The 15,813-nt window shown below is 55.8% G+C and carries 16 protein-coding genes, 1 tRNA gene and 1 pseudogene; 4 read left to right on the top strand and 14 right to left on the bottom strand.

Going from position 1 to position 15,813, the window contains the following annotated elements; genetic code table 11:
• Positions 1-57: 57 nt before the first annotated feature.
• Positions 58-324: pseudogene (locus CPJ18_RS09980) on the bottom strand (helix-turn-helix domain-containing protein); the annotation flags it as partial.
• A gap of 230 nt (positions 325-554) precedes the next feature.
• Here CPJ18_RS09980 and CPJ18_RS09975 point away from each other — a divergent pair.
• Positions 555-1,781, top strand: coding sequence for an ATP-dependent DNA helicase (locus CPJ18_RS09975; RefSeq protein ID WP_245445378.1), 1,227 nt, complete (start codon positions 555-557; stop codon positions 1,779-1,781).
• Between the two features lie 7 nt (positions 1,782-1,788).
• Here the strand turns inward: CPJ18_RS09975 and CPJ18_RS09970 are convergent, their stop codons facing one another.
• Positions 1,789-2,166: a winged helix-turn-helix transcriptional regulator gene (locus tag CPJ18_RS09970; RefSeq protein ID WP_103657887.1), complete on the bottom strand. Its 378-nt coding sequence runs from the start codon at positions 2,164-2,166 to the stop codon at positions 1,789-1,791.
• A 94-nt stretch (positions 2,167-2,260) separates the two neighbouring features.
• On the opposite strand from CPJ18_RS09970, the gene CPJ18_RS09965 reads away from it, so the two are divergent.
• Positions 2,261-3,007, top strand: a complete 747-nt coding sequence (locus CPJ18_RS09965) for an NADPH-dependent F420 reductase (RefSeq protein WP_103657886.1) — start codon at positions 2,261-2,263, stop codon at positions 3,005-3,007.
• Positions 3,008-3,294: 287 nt separating this feature from the next.
• Here the strand turns inward: CPJ18_RS09965 and CPJ18_RS09960 are convergent, their stop codons facing one another.
• The 8 genes from CPJ18_RS09960 to CPJ18_RS09925 all read right to left on the bottom strand — a co-directional run bounded on the left by CPJ18_RS09960 (position 3,295) and on the right by CPJ18_RS09925 (position 12,524).
• A complete protein-coding gene (locus CPJ18_RS09960; RefSeq protein WP_103657885.1) occupies positions 3,295-5,076 on the bottom strand; it encodes a chloride channel protein in 1,782 nt (593 codons plus the stop codon).
• 35 nt (positions 5,077-5,111) lie between these two features.
• Positions 5,112-5,942, bottom strand: a complete 831-nt coding sequence (locus tag CPJ18_RS09955) for an MBL fold metallo-hydrolase (RefSeq protein WP_103657884.1) — start codon at positions 5,940-5,942, stop codon at positions 5,112-5,114.
• 3 nt (positions 5,943-5,945) lie between these two features.
• Positions 5,946-6,728 carry a TatD family hydrolase gene (locus tag CPJ18_RS09950; protein ID WP_103657883.1) on the bottom strand — a complete coding sequence of 261 codons (783 nt, stop codon included), beginning with the start codon at positions 6,726-6,728 and terminating at the stop codon, positions 5,946-5,948.
• Between the two features lie 6 nt (positions 6,729-6,734).
• Positions 6,735-8,285, bottom strand: coding sequence for a methionine--tRNA ligase (gene metG, locus CPJ18_RS09945; RefSeq protein ID WP_103657882.1), 1,551 nt, complete (start codon positions 8,283-8,285; stop codon positions 6,735-6,737).
• A gap of 96 nt (positions 8,286-8,381) precedes the next feature.
• Positions 8,382-9,407 (bottom strand): DNA polymerase III subunit delta', encoded by a 1,026-nt coding sequence (locus CPJ18_RS09940; RefSeq protein WP_103657881.1) that lies wholly within the window; start codon positions 9,405-9,407, stop codon positions 8,382-8,384.
• Positions 9,404-10,090 (bottom strand): dTMP kinase, encoded by a 687-nt coding sequence (gene tmk, locus CPJ18_RS09935; RefSeq protein ID WP_153366739.1) that lies wholly within the window; start codon positions 10,088-10,090, stop codon positions 9,404-9,406. Before tmk ends, CPJ18_RS09940 begins: the two co-directional genes overlap by 4 nt.
• 73 nt (positions 10,091-10,163) lie before the next feature.
• The gene (locus tag CPJ18_RS09930) at positions 10,164-11,330 is read right to left on the bottom strand and encodes a D-alanyl-D-alanine carboxypeptidase family protein (RefSeq protein ID WP_103657880.1); all 1,167 of its coding nucleotides are present in this window, start codon (positions 11,328-11,330) and stop codon (positions 10,164-10,166) included.
• Positions 11,331-11,468: 138 nt separating this feature from the next.
• A complete protein-coding gene (locus CPJ18_RS09925) occupies positions 11,469-12,524 on the bottom strand; it encodes a septal ring lytic transglycosylase RlpA family protein (RefSeq protein WP_407026467.1) in 1,056 nt (351 codons plus the stop codon).
• Between the two features lie 258 nt (positions 12,525-12,782).
• Between CPJ18_RS09925 and CPJ18_RS09920 the strand changes: the two genes are divergently transcribed.
• A tRNA-Ser gene (locus tag CPJ18_RS09920) sits at positions 12,783-12,872 on the top strand.
• A 276-nt stretch (positions 12,873-13,148) separates the two neighbouring features.
• Here the strand turns inward: CPJ18_RS09920 and CPJ18_RS09915 are convergent.
• Positions 13,149-13,715, bottom strand: a complete 567-nt coding sequence (locus CPJ18_RS09915; RefSeq protein WP_103657879.1) for an ATP-binding protein — start codon at positions 13,713-13,715, stop codon at positions 13,149-13,151.
• A gap of 198 nt (positions 13,716-13,913) precedes the next feature.
• Here CPJ18_RS09915 and CPJ18_RS09910 point away from each other — a divergent pair, with 198 nt between their 5' ends.
• Positions 13,914-14,096 (top strand): hypothetical protein, encoded by a 183-nt coding sequence (locus tag CPJ18_RS09910; RefSeq protein WP_103657878.1) that lies wholly within the window; start codon positions 13,914-13,916, stop codon positions 14,094-14,096.
• 96 nt (positions 14,097-14,192) lie between these two features.
• On the opposite strand, the gene CPJ18_RS09905 is transcribed toward CPJ18_RS09910, so the two are convergent.
• The 3 genes from CPJ18_RS09905 to CPJ18_RS27615 all read right to left on the bottom strand — a co-directional run bounded on the left by CPJ18_RS09905 (position 14,193) and on the right by CPJ18_RS27615 (position 15,737).
• Positions 14,193-14,561, bottom strand: coding sequence for a hypothetical protein (locus CPJ18_RS09905; RefSeq protein ID WP_077122637.1), 369 nt, complete (start codon positions 14,559-14,561; stop codon positions 14,193-14,195).
• 489 nt (positions 14,562-15,050) lie between these two features.
• Positions 15,051-15,299: a hypothetical protein gene (locus CPJ18_RS09900; RefSeq protein WP_245445377.1), complete on the bottom strand. Its 249-nt coding sequence runs from the start codon at positions 15,297-15,299 to the stop codon at positions 15,051-15,053.
• Between the two features lie 24 nt (positions 15,300-15,323).
• Positions 15,324-15,737, bottom strand: a complete 414-nt coding sequence (locus CPJ18_RS27615; protein WP_245445376.1) for a hypothetical protein — start codon at positions 15,735-15,737, stop codon at positions 15,324-15,326.
• Positions 15,738-15,813 lie beyond the last annotated feature (76 nt).

The raw sequence follows: 15,813 nt of genomic DNA, 5'->3' as shown, positions 1-15,813 counted from the left end.
CCTTCCAAAGAGATTGAATCACACAACATCAACAAGATGAACCCCGTTTATGGGGACGCGGCCTAGGTCGAGAACAGAGTTGCGAATATCCTCGCTATGACGCCGATTACTTGGTTGGTGGCGTTTCTTAGAAACAAGTCCGGGTGTGCCGTAGGCCTCATACGCGTTCAACAGCCGGTGCATCTGACTTCGGCTGATGCCGAGCACGCTGGCAGCCTGGACGACACTCATGCGTCGATCATAAATCTTCTGGATGACTTCGAGGCGATGCAATTCTTTATGGGTGCTACATATAAAGATCGCATAATATACATTATGGAACATCTGGGCGGTTTAGAAACTGTTGCGTTTTGATTTAAAACCGCTTTTTCTGAAATTGTGGAAAACTTGGTATCGAGCGGTTTCTGGTGTTGCGTTTCCGAGCGCCGTACAGATTGTAGCACTCGCATATAATCGCGAGTCGTCACCATGCCCATCATTAATATGAGAGATGCATCACTCCCGCCAGCAGCACGCGGACTGGTCAGTATTAACGCGCTCGGTGTCCCGCGATTTTGGGCTGTCATCTGGAGCGACGTTCTAAATCCGGCAAGACGACAGTCGTCCGGGCTGTCCTTGCCGCTCTGGAGGCCATCCGCGACAGTCTTTCGGCTTCGCAGCGCGAAGGTGTCGAACACCTGCAGGTCGCTCTCGCGGGCCGCGCCGTTAGGCGGATCAGCGAGGCGACAGGTCGTCCGGCAAGCACCCTCTCAAGACTGGTTCACGAGATCGAAGATGCAGGCCGCCGTGTTCGGGCAGGAACCGTCATCTTCGACGAATCCTCAATGCTCGATACGCCCTCGATTTATAGGGTGCTCGCACAGTTGCCCATCGTGGTGAACCTGATCTTCATCGGCGATCCCGGACAACTTCCGCCCATCGGGCCCGGCCTGCCCTTCCACACCATGGTCAAGGCATCAGGCATCCCTTCCGTCACCCTGGACGTGGTCCATAGACAGGACGAAGCAACTGGCATTCCAGCCGTCGGATCAGCCGTGCGCATCGGAAAGGCACTAGACATCAGGCGCTTCGATCCCAATGTCGCGCTGACACCTGGCGTCTATATCTTCCCAGCGACGAACGAAGACGTGGCAGTGAAGACCATAGCCGCCTTTCGCGCCATGTGCGGGCGGGTACCGCCCAAGGGCAAAACGACTGACCTGCATGACTTGGACGTCCAGATACTCACGCAGGTGAAGAACGGCCCCGCAGGATCGAAGGAGCTGAACCGCGCCATCGAGACCGAATACATGGCCAGACAGGCGAACGTCGAGGACTGGGGGCTGAGTGTCGGGTCCAAGATCATGTGGCTGAAGAACGATTACTCAAAGGCCCCTGAGCTTGACACCGAAGGCAAGCCCGTAGTCGACAAGCTAACAGGTGATCCGATCTGCGCGGGGTTCATGAATGGTTCGCTGGGCGTCGTCATGAAGCCTCATCCAAAGGGTGCCTGGGTGCGGTTCGACGACGGCGCGGAAGACGTGATCACTACGGCCGACCTTGAGAAACTCACTCACGGCTGGGCGATCAGCGTACATAAGGCGCAAGGGTCGGCATTCAAGCGGGTCATCATCCCTGTCGTACGGTCGAAGCTTCTTGACCGCACCATGCTCTACACCGCGATCACTCGCGGCATAGAGACCGTCGTTCTCGTCGGCGACAGCGATCTCATCAACGAGATAATCGCGGCGGCTCCGGCGAGCTTGCAGCGAACCACAGCAATCCGGTTCGACGAGAACTAGCGACGGCTCAGGGGGTGAGTTCGTCCGCCATTCGCTCCCTGCGCATGAATGCCCAATCGATGAGCTCCGCCATGGACGGCCCCAGGGCTCTGCCCATCTCCGTCAGTGCATACTCCACCTTCGGCGGCACTTGGGGATAGACGGTACGTGTCACGATCCCGTCTTTCTCTAGCTCTTTGAGTTGCTGGATGAGCATCTTTTGGTTCACGCCTTCGCATCGCCGTTCGAGTTCCGAGAAACGAAGGGCTTCCTTGGCTCCGAACAGTTGGCAGATGATGACGATCTTCCATTTGCCTTCGAGGACCCGCAGGGCGTCCGTCGTCGCATCCGCCCACTTGCGCTGCTGCTTCGGGTCTCCACATCTCCACTCTCGTTCCTGCGCCATACTTACCTTTTAGTGGGTAACCCACTTATCTGTCGGTTCTTGTTGAAGTCGCAGTATCCATTATCTTGTTAGGCAGCACAACAGGAGCATAAACATGAAAATCGGCATCATCGGAATTGGCTACATCGGCGGCACTCTCGCCCGCAAGCTCGCATCGGCGGGTCACGACGTCAGAGTAGCGAACTCGAAGGGAGCCGACGCTGTCAGGCCGTTCGCCGACGAAATCGGAGCCACTGCGACGGACGCGAAGGGCGCGATATCCGGCGCGGACGCAGTCATCCTTTCCATTCCGCTTCTCGCCATCGAAAGCCTGCCAAAAGGCCTCTTCGCGGACCTGCCTGCCAGCGTCCCTGTCATCGATACCAGCAACTACTATCCGGGCCTACGCGACCCGCAGATCGCCGACCTTGACGCAGGCGAGGTCGAGAGCGTTTGGGTCTCCAGAAAGATCGGCCGCCCCATCATCAAGGCCTTTAACAACATCCTCGCGTACTCTCTGGCGGAACTAGGTCAGCCCGAAGGTACGCCCGGCCGCTTGGCCGTGGCGGTCGCGGGAGATGACGACGTCGCGAAGAAGATCGCCATGGGAATCGTGAACGAGGTAGGGTTCGATTCAGTCGACGGTGGATCGCTCGGCGAATCCTGGAGGCAGCAGCCGCTGACACCCGGATATTGCTGCGACTTCGACGCCCCCACCATGCGCAAAGCGCTCGATGCCGCAGTCGAGAGTGAAGCATCCACGAGATGGCCGGTGTTCAAGAGCAAGATGGCATTGCTAGGACCGGACGCCACCCACGAGGACCGAGTGGCAATGAACCGTTCGTTCGCACCACTTCAATAAGCAACAGCGTCTTCTATTCGATCTGCAACATGATGAGATCGTGTTGCAGATCGACGTCCGATGAAAAGCAACAAAACCAGCAAATTGAGGTGTGCAACACGCTTTCCGTCATCCAGTAGCTTACAATGCCTGCTCGGCAACCGATCTCATCCACTCACTCACCCAGCTTCAATGCCGAAACCGCACTCTTTGGAACTTTATTGGATTGGCATACTGCGGAACCTTTCTGGTTTAAAACACTCATAATCCAATAGAATCAATATCCTCTATCGAAAACCTCAACCAACCTATATCTCTCCCGATGCCTCTCGACGTCTGATTTCCAACTCTTCGCTATAGCGTCTTAGCGTGTGGCTTTCCGTTAGCAAACCTATCGGTCGGTTTTCGATTTTGTCGTTCACTACAGCGAGCGCTTCGCTCTGTGTAGCGTCGAACAACGCCGCGGCCTGGCGTGCGTTCATGGTCGGTAGAAGCACGTCGGTCTTATAGCGCAGATAGGTTTCGAGGCTGATTGTTTTGGAGTCGCGTTCCATGGGATCGGCGTAGATTTCTGGCACTAGGATCATGCCGGCGTAGCGGCCGTCGTCGTGGGTCATGATGACGCGTTGAGTTGAGCCGAGCGGGAATTTTTCCTTGAAGGTTGCGAGGCCGATGCTGACCGGTTCCTTTCGAATATCGGCACGCATCATTTTGCCGACGGTCAGATCGCGAATCCAGCCGATGTCATGGGCGCTGCGAATACTTTCACCGCGTAAGTGAAAACGCCATGTGGCGAAGGAATAACCGAAGGTCGTTCGCACAACCAGCGACGTTGTCATCACGGCTGCGAGAACCAGCACGGTGATCTGGAAGTCGCCCGTAAGCTCAAGAGCCAGAAATGTCATGGTCAAGGGACCGCCGATGATGGCTGCTGCGAAAGCGCTCATGCCGATCACGGCATAGACGATGGGCTGGGTATCGCCGTAGCCGATATAGGGCGCGCAGATCGCGAAGATTTTGCCCAGCAGCGATCCCATGAATAACGAAGCGAAAAACAGTCCACCGCGGAAGCTGGAGCCGATGGAGATCGCGCTGGCTGCGGCTTTGAGAATGAAAATGCCAGCCAGTCCGGCAATCGTCATATTGGCATCGAGGTTGAGATGCAGAGCGCCGTGGCCGCTGGACAGAACCTGTGGTGAAATCAGCGCCAGGACGCCGACTGCAATGCCGCCGATAGCAGGTCTCAACCAAATCGGGATTTTGCTTTTCCGCGCGGTTTCCTCGATGAAAGACACTGCCTGCATGAGAACGATGCCGACGCCTGCGCAAACGGCCCCGAGAAAGATTGCCGGCACATAATCCGGTGGCGTGACTTCGCTGGAGCCAAATATATCGATGCTGAGACCGTGCTGGGACAACAGTCCTGTGACGATGGTTGCGACCAGTGCGGAGACGATCAAAGGCGCGAGCGTGACGATCGTATAGGTGCCGATTATGAGTTCGATGGCGTAGAATGCACCAGTCAGCGGGGCGTTGAAGGCGGCGGCAATCGCGCCTGCGGCCCCACAGCCAACGAGGATACGCATATCCCCTCGCCTCAGTTTCAGCTTCACGCCCAGCTTGGATGCGACGCCGCTGGCCACCTGCGTATAGCCAGCTTCTAGGCCGACAGACGCGCCGAAACCGTTTGAGACGATGTTTTGCAGGCAGACGATGACGCTATCGGTCAAGGACAGACGTCCGCCATGCAGGGCATTTGCCTCGATGGGGTCGATCATCGGTTTTTTTCGCGTTTTGGAAAGGACGAAAATGATGATGCCGAGAACGACGCCACCCGCCAATGGCCCGAGCAGAACGATCCAGCCTGAGAGATCGCTGCTGCTCAAGCGTTCGACGCCGAAGATGAGAACATGCAGCGCGGTGGTTATGGCACCGATGAGGACGACGAAGAGACCAGCAGCAATACCGACGAAGAACGCCAGAATGACGAGCGCGATTTCACCGCGTCGGAAGATTGCGCGAAGGCGGCTGGAGCGCAGATTGTCGAAGAAGCTAGCCATACTGGGCGCACGGAACGGCTTAGTCGACATGATATCTCCTCCGGCAGTCCGCTTAAGCGTTCAGGTCAGAATGCCTCAGCTGACATATCGATTTCAAACCGCATCTGGTCGTAACCCGGCTCGACGTGGTCAGGCGTTTCTCCCATGACTATGTCATAATCCAGCGGCGTGTGCATGTGTGTGAGGATCGCCCGTTTGGGTGCGAATTTTTCGATCCAGCCCAGCGACTGTTCCATGGAAAGATGGCTGGGATGAAAGCGATATTGCAACGTATCGATGACAAGCACATTAAGTCCGCTCAAATTGGCGATGGCCTGTGCCGGAAAATCGCTGACATCGGTGCAGTAGGCCACATCGCCAATGCGAAAACCCAGGGAATGGGTGTCGCCATGCTGTTGCAGATGCGGCTTGAACGTGATGGTTCCACCTGCCCCATTGATTGCGATCTCGTCGTCCAGATCATCGATGAGATGCGGCTCGACGATGGGCGGATAATTGCTGCCGGGCGGGGTCTCAAGGCAATAGGGAAAGCCATCGCGAATGCGCTGCATCGTCGCTGGGTCGGCATAGACAGGAATGCGAACTCGGCTGGTAATGAAATATCCGCGCAGATCATCGATGCCATGCAGGTGGTCGGCATGGGCGTGGGTGTAAAGAACCGCATCGATATGCGTGACTTTCGCGGCAATCAGCTGCGCACGCAGATCCGGCCCGGTATCGATGACGACAGTCGTGACGCCGCCATCCGGGGCGAATTGCTCCACCATGAAGGCGGCACGGGTGCGCTGGTTTTTCGGATTATCAGGATTGCAGGCACCCCAGTCGCCGTTGATACGCGGCACGCCGGGCGATGAGCCGCAACCGAGTATCGTGAACCGACGCCGAAAGCCTGCCACAGCCTACACCTTCGTCATTTTCGAAAAGCAGCGAAACGCGTTTTCAGTGGTGATCTCTGCCATGCGCTCATGCGCAATGCCGTGAACCTCGGCAAGAACTTCCGCCGTGTTGACGACGTAAGATGGCTCGTTGCGTTTTCCGCGCCAGCGCTTTGGTGCCAGATAAGGTGCATCGGTTTCCACCAGCAGCCGATCCAGCGGAACGGTTGCTGCGATATCGCGGATATCCTGTGATTTCGGGAAGGTCAGAATGCCGGAGAACGACACGTAACCGCCAAGCTCCACACCGACTTTTGCAAGCTCAGGCCCAGCCGAAAAGCAATGCAGAATGAAGGGGAAGGCCCCCTTCCCGCTTTCTTCGCGCAGAATAGCAATCATGTCGTCATCGGCGCTGCGGCTGTGAATGACGAGCGGCAGCTGGGTGATACGCGCAGCCTCGATGTGACGTCGCAAGCCGGTTTTCTGGTCTTCGGGCTTTTGCGTGTCGTAGAAATAATCCAGACCCGCCTCGCCGATTGCCACAATCTTGTCATGGCTGTTGGCCAGCTGAACCAGATCGTCAGCCATAATATCGAGTTCTTCATCCGCATTGTTCGGGTGCGTACCGACTGAGCAGAAGACCGAGGGATACTTTTCCGCGATTTTCAGCAGTTCCGGCAAGCGCGCGACGCGGGTAGAGATCGTCACCATCTGGCGAACGCCGGAAGCGTGAGCGCGCGCGATGATATCGTCGCGCTCCGCATCGAAATCAGCAAAGTCCAGATGGCAATGGGTATCGATCAGCATTTCTCTTTAAGCCTCTGGCGCCACGTAACGCGGGAAGACCGGCTTCGGTGCTTCGAGCGGCGTGCCCGGCACCAGACGTCCCGCCTCACCGAGAGCGGCAAAATCGCGTTTGTCCGCAGATGGCACGACGAGATCGAGAAGCTTAGCGGACGAATCTGGAACGAAAGGCTGTAACAGAATGGCGATCTGGCGAACAACTTCCGCAGTTACATAGAGAACGGAGCCCATGCGTTCGGGATCGGTCTTCTTCAACGCCCAGGGCTCTTGGCTCGCAAAGTAGCGGTCTGTCTCAGACACGACAGCAATGATTGCGGCCAATGCCTTATGGATCATCTGCTTGCCCATTTCATCACGGCAAATCGATTGAAGAGCATCGGCTGAAGCGAGCATCGCCTTGTCTTCTTCGGTCAGCGCACCAGGCGTCGGGATTTGGCCATCACAATTCTTCACGATCATAGAAAGCGAGCGGCTGGCGAGATTACCAATGCCGTTCGCGAGATCGGCGTTAACGCGCGTCGCAATCAATGCGTCGTTACAATTGCCATCATGACCGAACGATATTTCGCGGCACAGGAAATAACGGACATAATCAACGCCGAACTTTTCAAGTATTTCAAACGGATCGACGACGTTGCCAAGAGACTTGGACATCTTCTCACCATTGTTCAGGACAAACCCATGCGCATAAACCCGCTTGGGCAGCGGCAAACCGGCGCTCATCAGGAAGGCGGGCCAGTAGACCGCGTGGAAACGGATGATGTCCTTGCCGATGATGTGAACGTCGGCGGGCCAGTACTTGGCACGCGGACCGTTCTTGTCTTCGATATAGCCGGTTGCGGTGATGTAGTTGGTCAGCGCATCGACCCAAACATACATGACGTGTTTGGGATCATTGGGAACCTTGATGCCCCAATCGAATGTGGTACGTGAAACCGAAAGATCCTTGAGGCCGGATTTGACGAAGGACATGATTTCATTGCGGCGCTCGGCGGGGCCGATGAAGTCAGGGTTGTCTTCGTAAAGCTTCAGCAGCTTGTCCTGATATTCGGACAGCTTGAAGAAATAGCTTTCTTCCTCGACCCATTCCACCGGCGTGCCCTGCGGCCCGTAACGAACGTCATCGGCACGGACTTCCGTTTCGTCCTCGGCGTAATAGGCCTCGTCACGCACGGAGTACCAGCCGGCATAGCTGTCCTTATAGATGTCGCCACTATCGGCCATCAGGTTCCAGATGTTGCGCGAGGTCTCGTGGTGACGCTCTTCCGTTGTGCGGATGAAATCGTCATTGGAGGCGTTGAGCAGCTTGCCCATTTCGCGGAACTGGTCGGAGTTGCGCTGAGCCAGCTCTTCCGGCGCAATGCCTTCTGCGCGTGCCGTCTGCTGCATTTTCTGGCCGTGTTCGTCCGTGCCCGTCAGAAAGAAGACGTCCTTACCATCCAGACGCTGAAAACGCGCCATGGCATCCGTCGCGATCAGCTCATAGGCATGGCCGATATGCGGCTTGCCGTTGGGATAAGAAATCGCTGTGGTGATGTAGAAAGGTGTCTTGTCTGTCATGACGCTCAATCGGTTTTTACGGTCTGTTTTTTGATAGACCGCTCTTAGCCTATTGTTCGCACAAGCGAAAGCAAAAGCCGTACAAAATCTACCACATCAAACCGAGCGCATGTCTTCCAGAATGGAAAGCACCATCTGCTTCTTGTCCAGATTATAGGCCTGCGCGATGGTAATGCGTTCCGACAGCGAAGACGACAGGCGCGCGTGACGCTCTGCGGCATTGATGTCACCGGCGATGGCAGCCGCCCTCGCCCGGTCCATCAATGTTTCCGTTGCGTGTTCCATGAAAAAGCCGAGGACGATATCGCCATCCTTTTGCGCCAGAACATCGGCCAGCTTGTGCATCTGCTTGCGCGCAGAGGGTCCGGTCGCGGCCATGACTTCACCGAAAACATCGACGATGTCAGAGCCACCATAGTTGAGCAGCTTCAACGCCTGCGAAACGCTACCCTTGGAAGCGTCCATAAGCGTATCTCGCTTGTCTGCAGACATCGTCAGTCCGAGATTTTGCAGCGCCTGGTCCATATCGTGATTCTGCAACGGCAGCAGACGTAGCGGCATGCAGCGCGAGCGGATGGTTGGCAACAGCTTGCCCGGCGCGTGTGACAGCACCAGAAACATCGCCCGTTTTGGCGGTTCTTCCAATATCTTCAAAATCGCATTGGCGGCGTTGCGGTTCAGGTCATCGGCTGGGTCGATGATAACGATGCGCCAGTTGCCGGTGCCAGAGGTCTGCGAAAAGAAATGCCCTGCCCTGCGCACCTCATCCACAGTGATCGCGGATTTCACCTTGCCGGTCTTTTCATCCACCGGGCGTGTCAGATGCAGCAGGTTATGCGATGCACCAGAGGAAATCTGGCGGCTGACCATTGAATCCTGATCGGGATCCGCAATCCGTTCAGGTGCCAGTGACGGCTCCGGGTGGGATAGAACATGGTTTGCAAAGCGGAAGGCCAGTGTTGCCTTGCCGATGCCTTCTGGCCCCTCGATGAGAATCGCGTGATGGCCTTTTCCGGAACGGTAGGATTGCGCCAGAAACTGCTCCGCCTCGTCATGGCCGAACAGCTTGGTGTTTTCCTGCGGCGGTATGGCGCCGTCCAGAACGCCCTGTACTTCGCTCATTGCGCGACTTCCGAAGTGCTGGACATTTTGGCCAGCAGAGGCTCGACAAAGGAGAGAACGTCTTCCGTCACCTTATCCTGCCGCTGATCCGCATTGACGATGCGGCAACGACGCGGCTCGTTGAGAGCAATGTCGAGATAGGCCTCGCGGCGCTTCTCATGGGTTTCCAGCTCTTCTTTTTCGAAACGGTCAGGTGCTGCGCCCTCGTCCGCTCTCTTTCGCGCGCGGGCAAGACCTGCCGCGGCTGAAATGTCGAAGATCAACGTCATTTCCGGCATGGTGCCATCAATGGCGATGCGCTGAAGCGTCTCGATGAATTCCGGTTCGAGATTGCCCGTGGTGCCCTGATAGACGCGGGACGAATCGAGAAAACGGTCGCACAGAACGACGGCACCTTTTTCCAAGGCCGGGCGAATGACTTCCTCGACATGATCGTTGCGCGCAGCAGCGAACAGCATCGCTTCCATCCGCACGCCGAAGGGTTCTGCCGCACCAGACAAAAGCACGTGCCGCACGGCTTCGGCACCCGGCGAACCGCCCGGCTCCCTCGTCACGACAACCTCCAGACCTCGTTCACGCAGCGTTTCTGCCAGAAGGCGAATCTGTGTGGATTTGCCAGCGCCCTCGCCGCCTTCGAAGCTGATGAACAATCCAGTTTTTTCGGGCCCAATATTTTCCGGCAAAATCTCTTCCTGACTTCAGCAGTTACGCCAGTTCGTGTTTAACCCATATTGGCGCGCTGCGAAACCTCAGGCGCTATAACCAGAAGAACAGAAGTTCCTTCAAAGCGCCCGCCGCATTTTGGGTCAACGTTCCTTTTTCCACGGCAGCCGTGGTGTAAAGCGGCACTTCGCGAAGAAGCTTTTCGCCTGAAAAAATCTTAAGCGTCGCGGCATTATATCCAGCTTCCAGCGGCGCATTCAGCGGCCAGTTATAGACGATACGACCAGACAGTCGGTCTGGATTACTGATGGGGATCAAGACGCTCACATGTTCACGAACGGCGAGATCGATGGCGGCCGTGGAGCCGCCATATACGCCGATATTGCCGACCGTTTCATCCTTCTGAAACAGATCGCGCTTCTGGAAAGCCGTCAGTCCCCACTCCACCACCCGCCGTGCTTCTTCCTGACGCGTTTTGTCGTCCGGCAGACCGGCCAGCGTGAGATAGATACGACGGCCATCGCGTTCCGCGGAAACGACGGAGGAAAAGCCGTGTCCTTCGGCAAAACCCAGCCCCAGCCCATCTATGCCGTTTCCAAGCAGCGAATTCTTGTTGCGTTGAAAAATACGGTTCCACTCGAAATCTGGTTTGCTGAACAGGCCGTAGCGCTCACCGAAAGTCTCATGGATGTGTTTTGCCAGTAGAACCATATCTCTGGCGGTTGTCTTGCTGACCTGATCCGGCAGACCTGTGGAGTTGGCAAAGGAACTGCTGGTCATGCCCAATGCAGAGGCACGTTCCGTCATGCGTTTGGCGAAGGCTGCGTCAGATCCCGCCATACCCTCAGCAACAACGAGGCAGCCGTCATTGGCATTCTGCACGATAATACCGGTCAGAAGATCATTGATACCGACAGAGGATTTGAGTGCCGCGAACATGGTTGAGGTGCGCGATGGCGCCCCACCTGTGCGCCAGGCATATTCAGAAACCGGATAGCTGGTCTCGGCATTCACTTGCCCCTTGGAAAGGGCATCCATCACCACCTCCACTGTCATCAGCTTGGCAAGCGAGGCGGGTGGAAATGGCGTGTTTTCGTTGATGGCCAGCAGCACCGTACCGGTTTCGGCATCGATCATATAGGCCTGTTGAGCCTTGACGGCGATGCTGGCGGATTGTGCAAAGGCACCACTTGCTGCCGCCGCGATGCAGGCAACAGCTACGAAAAGCGCACGAAGATGTCGATAAATTGGTTTGCGCATCAAAATGTCAGTCCGCCAGTCTGTAGCACTATGCCAATGCAACGTCTCCGAGTGCGCCACGACAGATTGTCGCTGGCACCATCAGAATCGCTGCGCAATTGCGGATATTATGCGAGAGGCAGACTGAAAGGGCAAAAATCAGCGCGTTTTACCCTGCTTGTTTTTCACAAAGCTCAGAATGGATTGTTCGGTCAGCTCACCACGCTTGACGAGAACTTTGTCGAACGCGCTGGCAGCTTTGGAAACCGGTGCTTCTTCCGAGTAAGCGGCGGCGAAACGGCCGGCTGGTGTCGGCGCGCGCAGGAAGTTGCCTTCTGGCCGCTCGGTAAGGAACGGGCCGATCTCAGGCAAGATCACAAACTGCTCACTGCCCTGCCCCATAACGGGAGCTGGACCGTTGACCAGCGGCATCGCCTGAAGCGCGTGGTTGGTCTTGGAGCCGACAAGCGCGGTTTGCGCAGAACCGCCATAGGCAGCGCTCTGCGGAATTGGAATGCTGGAACGGGAGGCCGATGCCACCATCACACCGCTGGCGATCTGCCCTTCAGGATTGATGCCAGGATTGCGCGAGCCTTTTGGCGAGTAAGATGCCATCAAATACGGCATGTCATGGCCATCGAGCGGTGCGCGCCCAACATATTGAACGCGAACATTGGCCGTACCGGTCGCCTTCATGTCCAGCAGGTCAGCGGTCTTGCTCGATACGTCGATCAAGCGACCTTCGTGGAACGGGCCACGGTCATTGACGCGAACGATGACGGAAGAACCGTTGTTGAGATTGGTAACGCGGGCATAGCTGGGAAGCGGAAATGTCGGGTGGGCTGCAGACAAATGTTCCTTGTCATAGGCCTCGCCATTTGCGGTCAACCGACCGTGGAACGCGGAACCGTACCAGGACGCAAGGCCAGACTTGTCGTAATTCTGCTCTTCCTTGGGGAAATAGCGGCGGCCCTTTACCGTATAGGCATTGCCGACGAGAAAACGCCCGCCGCCCTTGGGAATATTGGCACCATCTGCAACACGTGGACTTGCCTTCACGCCGTATTCGGACTCGGAAAAATATTCCTTGCTGCGTTTCGGCTTCGTCTCGGTTTTGGATGTCGTCGAACAGGACGCGGTCGCTGCGCAAAGAACGGCAATGCCGAGCCACTTCGCGCTCACACCGACTTTCGTAACCGTATTGTTCAAATTCATGCCCCGTGCTGCATCGGATCACATCAACTGCGACCCCTCTCAAGCTTCGATAGTCATGCCCGTGACATCGAAGCACCTAACAGCCGCTTAATCTTGCCCGCAACATGGCAAAATTACGAACGCTCTCCGCAGATTAGGTAAAATTGTAATCAACGTGGTTAGCGATGCGTTAACAAGGAGCCGCTGATTGTGCACTGAAATGCCTGCGTGAACGGATTGACGCGCTAGGGCAAACAGTTATAAAGCGTCGCGTAACATGGATGGGTGTCCGAGTGGTTTAAGGAACCGGTCTTGAAAACCGGCGTGCGTGAGAGCGTACCGTGGGTTCGAATCCCACCCCATCTGCCACAATCATATGATTATGCATGGCGATTCTTATTGAGCGCGTTCGGGAGCGAGCCGCAACCGCACTTCTTTGCAAAACTGGCTTGATTCTACCTTCCAACAGATGCAGACCGAATCGGTGTCCGCGCTAAAGGGAATGCCTCGTTGGGGGCAATCGTTCGCGATCCCGTCTGGATCGGCACTTCTCTGATCTGCCTATCAGCGTCAAGCTTTGGTCGAACTCATTCTTGAGGCCTCTCCGGGGCATCTTTCCGTCCACAATTGGCGCATCGGGATTGTTCAGGCTTGGTCACTTCCGATGTCAGAAAGCGCGGTCGTGACTGCTTGAGCCAACGCCTTGGTGTCCTTTTCTCCGTCAAGTCTAAGCACCGGAGCGGATTGTGCATCGAGCCAATGGTGATGCTGCTCCAGATTGCGCCCAGCGAACGAGGGTGAATCGTAGTGAGACGCCCAGTCCCTGAATGCCAAATGTCCCTCATACATGTCCCCGCCGGGCAGGATACGATCGCCATGTCGTAACGCCTCTCGCCTGTCGAGGCGCTGTAGCCGTACAGCCGTAGGCGTATATAGGAACGCGATAAGATCGACATTTTCGATCAGGGTATCTCCCCAACCGATAAAGGAACCTGAAAGAACCCAGCCTTTGCTTTGAGCCTGCTGTTCTTTGATCAGCCGAACCCTATCTTCCGGCGGGCGCTTGGTTGTGAACGGCGGATCGGTCGGCATCCAGTAGAAGTCGTCTACGTCAAGCAGCGGAACTGCGAATTGCTCGGACAGCATCGCGCCAAGCGTCGAAACACCCGAGCAAGATGCTCCGATCACGTATAGTCTCGGCGTATTGGTCATGTCGTCGTCACCATTAGAAAGCGGATCATATACTGCGCTGCCTTAGGCTCTGCAACGAGCGCTTGTGGCGTCCAGCTTAAATGCCTCTTCAAAGGATATAGGCCGACGTCTGCATCCTCGCGTCACCAAAATCATTTGAGACTTCTGCGCATGTATTTATAACGTGCGAAATCGACGATTCTCGAAAGGCATTTGATAATGTGGATTGAAGTTACAGCGGTCAGCAACAATCAGAAATTCGCCATCAACTTTGACCATGTGACGCAAATATCACCGCTTGTTCAGGGCACGCTTATTATGCGCGCTGGAAACGAACGCGTGCAGGTCATGGAGAGCTACGATTATATCATCGCGCGCCTTCACGCGGCTGCATCCAAGTAAGTCTTGCTTTCAGCCGTATGACCGGCTCATTTTGATCTTCAAAAACAAAAAAGCCGACCCGAGGGTCGGCTTTCGAATTCGTGATATGAGTGCGCCTTACTGGCAGACACGCATGCTTTCCATATGCCAACCGCCATCATAGGCGTTGCGGACCTGACGGTCTTCGAACCAGCAACGTGGCGGCGGTGGTGGTGGCGGCTCGACATAACGGGGACCGCTGTCTCTTGCCAGGGCACCGCCGATAATACCACCCAGAACACCGGCTGCGATTCCGCCAGCGATAACACGGCCATTATCATGGTCGCGATGTCTGCGTGGTGGGTCACGATATGGTGGTGGCGGAGGTCCGCGACGGTCGTAACGATATGGGCCATCGTAATACTGCGCAGAAGCGGTTTGCACGCTGGTCAGGACTGCACCACCGGCGATGACAGCTGCAAGCATTGTCAGAAGAATTTTTCTCATAGCGGGCTTCTCCATGTGAGCCGAACCATAACGGGGTAGCGTCTCAATATGCTCTCAAAATGGCACGACACTCATGAACAAGTTCTGAACGCAAAATTCACCATGGCGATATGTTCGTTAATTTGGATCGGCGTACCGTTAGCCGGAACAGTGACCTTTCGGGCTTTGCTCATGAAGGATATGTCGACAGTGCTTCCTCCTCGGGAGGAGCTCCCAAGTCCTGAAAGCCAATCAGGCGAAACTCTAGCCCCGCCTTTTGGTGGGGCCTTTTTTATGGCGCGCCGGTCTTTTAATGAAATATGTCAGGATTACTATTGTAATTATTTCAGACAGAGTACCGCTATCAGGCTGATTGCCCTATCTGTCGTGCAGCCTTGTGAATTATCAAAGCCATATCGCTCAAGGGCTCCGGCCCGATTTTTCCCCGAGCGAACAACCTGCCCCGCTACGTTTGCGGGGCTTTTTTGTTTGCAGCAATGATAACGGCGCTTATCCGACCTTGCTGGATATCACGACGTCGAGCGCTGGTCCTACGCGCTGGCCGTCATGGTGGTCTCGAAGGAGGTCATTAAACAACTCAATGACAGCTGCCGGCATATCTCTCGAAAAATCGTCAAAGAGTTCGGTCGCCCTATTCCAGGAGTAGATGGCAGCAAGCGCCAGAACCAGAAGCAACAACCATGGCCATAGCGGCTTTTTACCCGGCGGCCTGTCTTTGATATCATCGTCAACCGTCATCCTGCCGCCCTCAACCACACACTACTACTTTCGGCCATATCGAGGCTCGCCACCCGGTGCATAAGCGGCCTTTTGCAAAAACCGAAAAATGCTGCCGCACTGAGCGCATCGTATCATGTATTCGGCGGGATTTCCGGATGGACGCTCTGCACGGAAGCCCTGCGGCATTTCATCGATACGAAAATCGACGTCAGCATAGTGCTTCTCATCTTTCTCTGACGCCTCGGCAAAACCGCTATGGCCGCATTTTGCACATTCGAGTTTGCGGGAATATCGATCACGCGAAGCCATTGTCCATCCTTTGTTTCGCGACAGGTAGCAATCGGCAGGCAGCAGTTCAATACATAATGCCTTGTAGCGCCCTCTTCCTGCACTGAAATCGGCGGACACGGCCAGGCGGCGGTGAGAGTAATGGCTGTGCTGTTTTCGATCAAACACCGCATTTTATCCGCTTCAGATACCATTCATAAACCACTTGGTAACGCCATCGTTCTAAAGTTGGCGTCTGAAAAGT

Origin of the sequence: Agrobacterium rosae, assembly GCF_002915175.1 — a bacterium.
GTDB classification, from domain to species: domain Bacteria; phylum Pseudomonadota; class Alphaproteobacteria; order Rhizobiales; family Rhizobiaceae; genus Agrobacterium; species Agrobacterium rosae.
This window is presented reverse-complemented; position numbering and strand designations above follow the sequence as displayed.

Excerpts from the sequence above, each read along its gene's own strand:
- CPJ18_RS09970 (WP_103657887.1), bottom strand. The coding sequence starts at position 2,166 with ATGGCGCAGGAACGAGAGTGGAGATGTGGAGACCCGAAGCAGCAGCGC.
- CPJ18_RS09965 (WP_103657886.1), top strand. The coding sequence starts at position 2,261 with ATGAAAATCGGCATCATCGGAATTGGCTACATCGGCGGCACTCTCGCC.
- CPJ18_RS09960 (WP_103657885.1), bottom strand. The coding sequence starts at position 5,076 with ATGTCGACTAAGCCGTTCCGTGCGCCCAGTATGGCTAGCTTCTTCGAC.
- CPJ18_RS09950 (WP_103657883.1), bottom strand. The coding sequence starts at position 6,728 with ATGCTGATCGATACCCATTGCCATCTGGACTTTGCTGATTTCGATGCG.
- metG (WP_103657882.1), bottom strand. The coding sequence starts at position 8,285 with ATGACAGACAAGACACCTTTCTACATCACCACAGCGATTTCTTATCCC.
- CPJ18_RS09940 (WP_103657881.1), bottom strand. The coding sequence starts at position 9,407 with ATGAGCGAAGTACAGGGCGTTCTGGACGGCGCCATACCGCCGCAGGAA.
- CPJ18_RS09930 (WP_103657880.1), bottom strand. The coding sequence starts at position 11,330 with ATGCGCAAACCAATTTATCGACATCTTCGTGCGCTTTTCGTAGCTGTT.
- CPJ18_RS09925 (WP_407026467.1), bottom strand. The coding sequence starts at position 12,524 with ATGAATTTGAACAATACGGTTACGAAAGTCGGTGTGAGCGCGAAGTGG.
- CPJ18_RS09915 (WP_103657879.1), bottom strand. The coding sequence starts at position 13,715 with ATGACCAATACGCCGAGACTATACGTGATCGGAGCATCTTGCTCGGGT.
- CPJ18_RS09910 (WP_103657878.1), top strand. The coding sequence starts at position 13,914 with ATGTGGATTGAAGTTACAGCGGTCAGCAACAATCAGAAATTCGCCATC.
- CPJ18_RS09905 (WP_077122637.1), bottom strand. The coding sequence starts at position 14,561 with ATGAGAAAAATTCTTCTGACAATGCTTGCAGCTGTCATCGCCGGTGGT.
- CPJ18_RS09900 (WP_245445377.1), bottom strand. The coding sequence starts at position 15,299 with ATGACGGTTGACGATGATATCAAAGACAGGCCGCCGGGTAAAAAGCCG.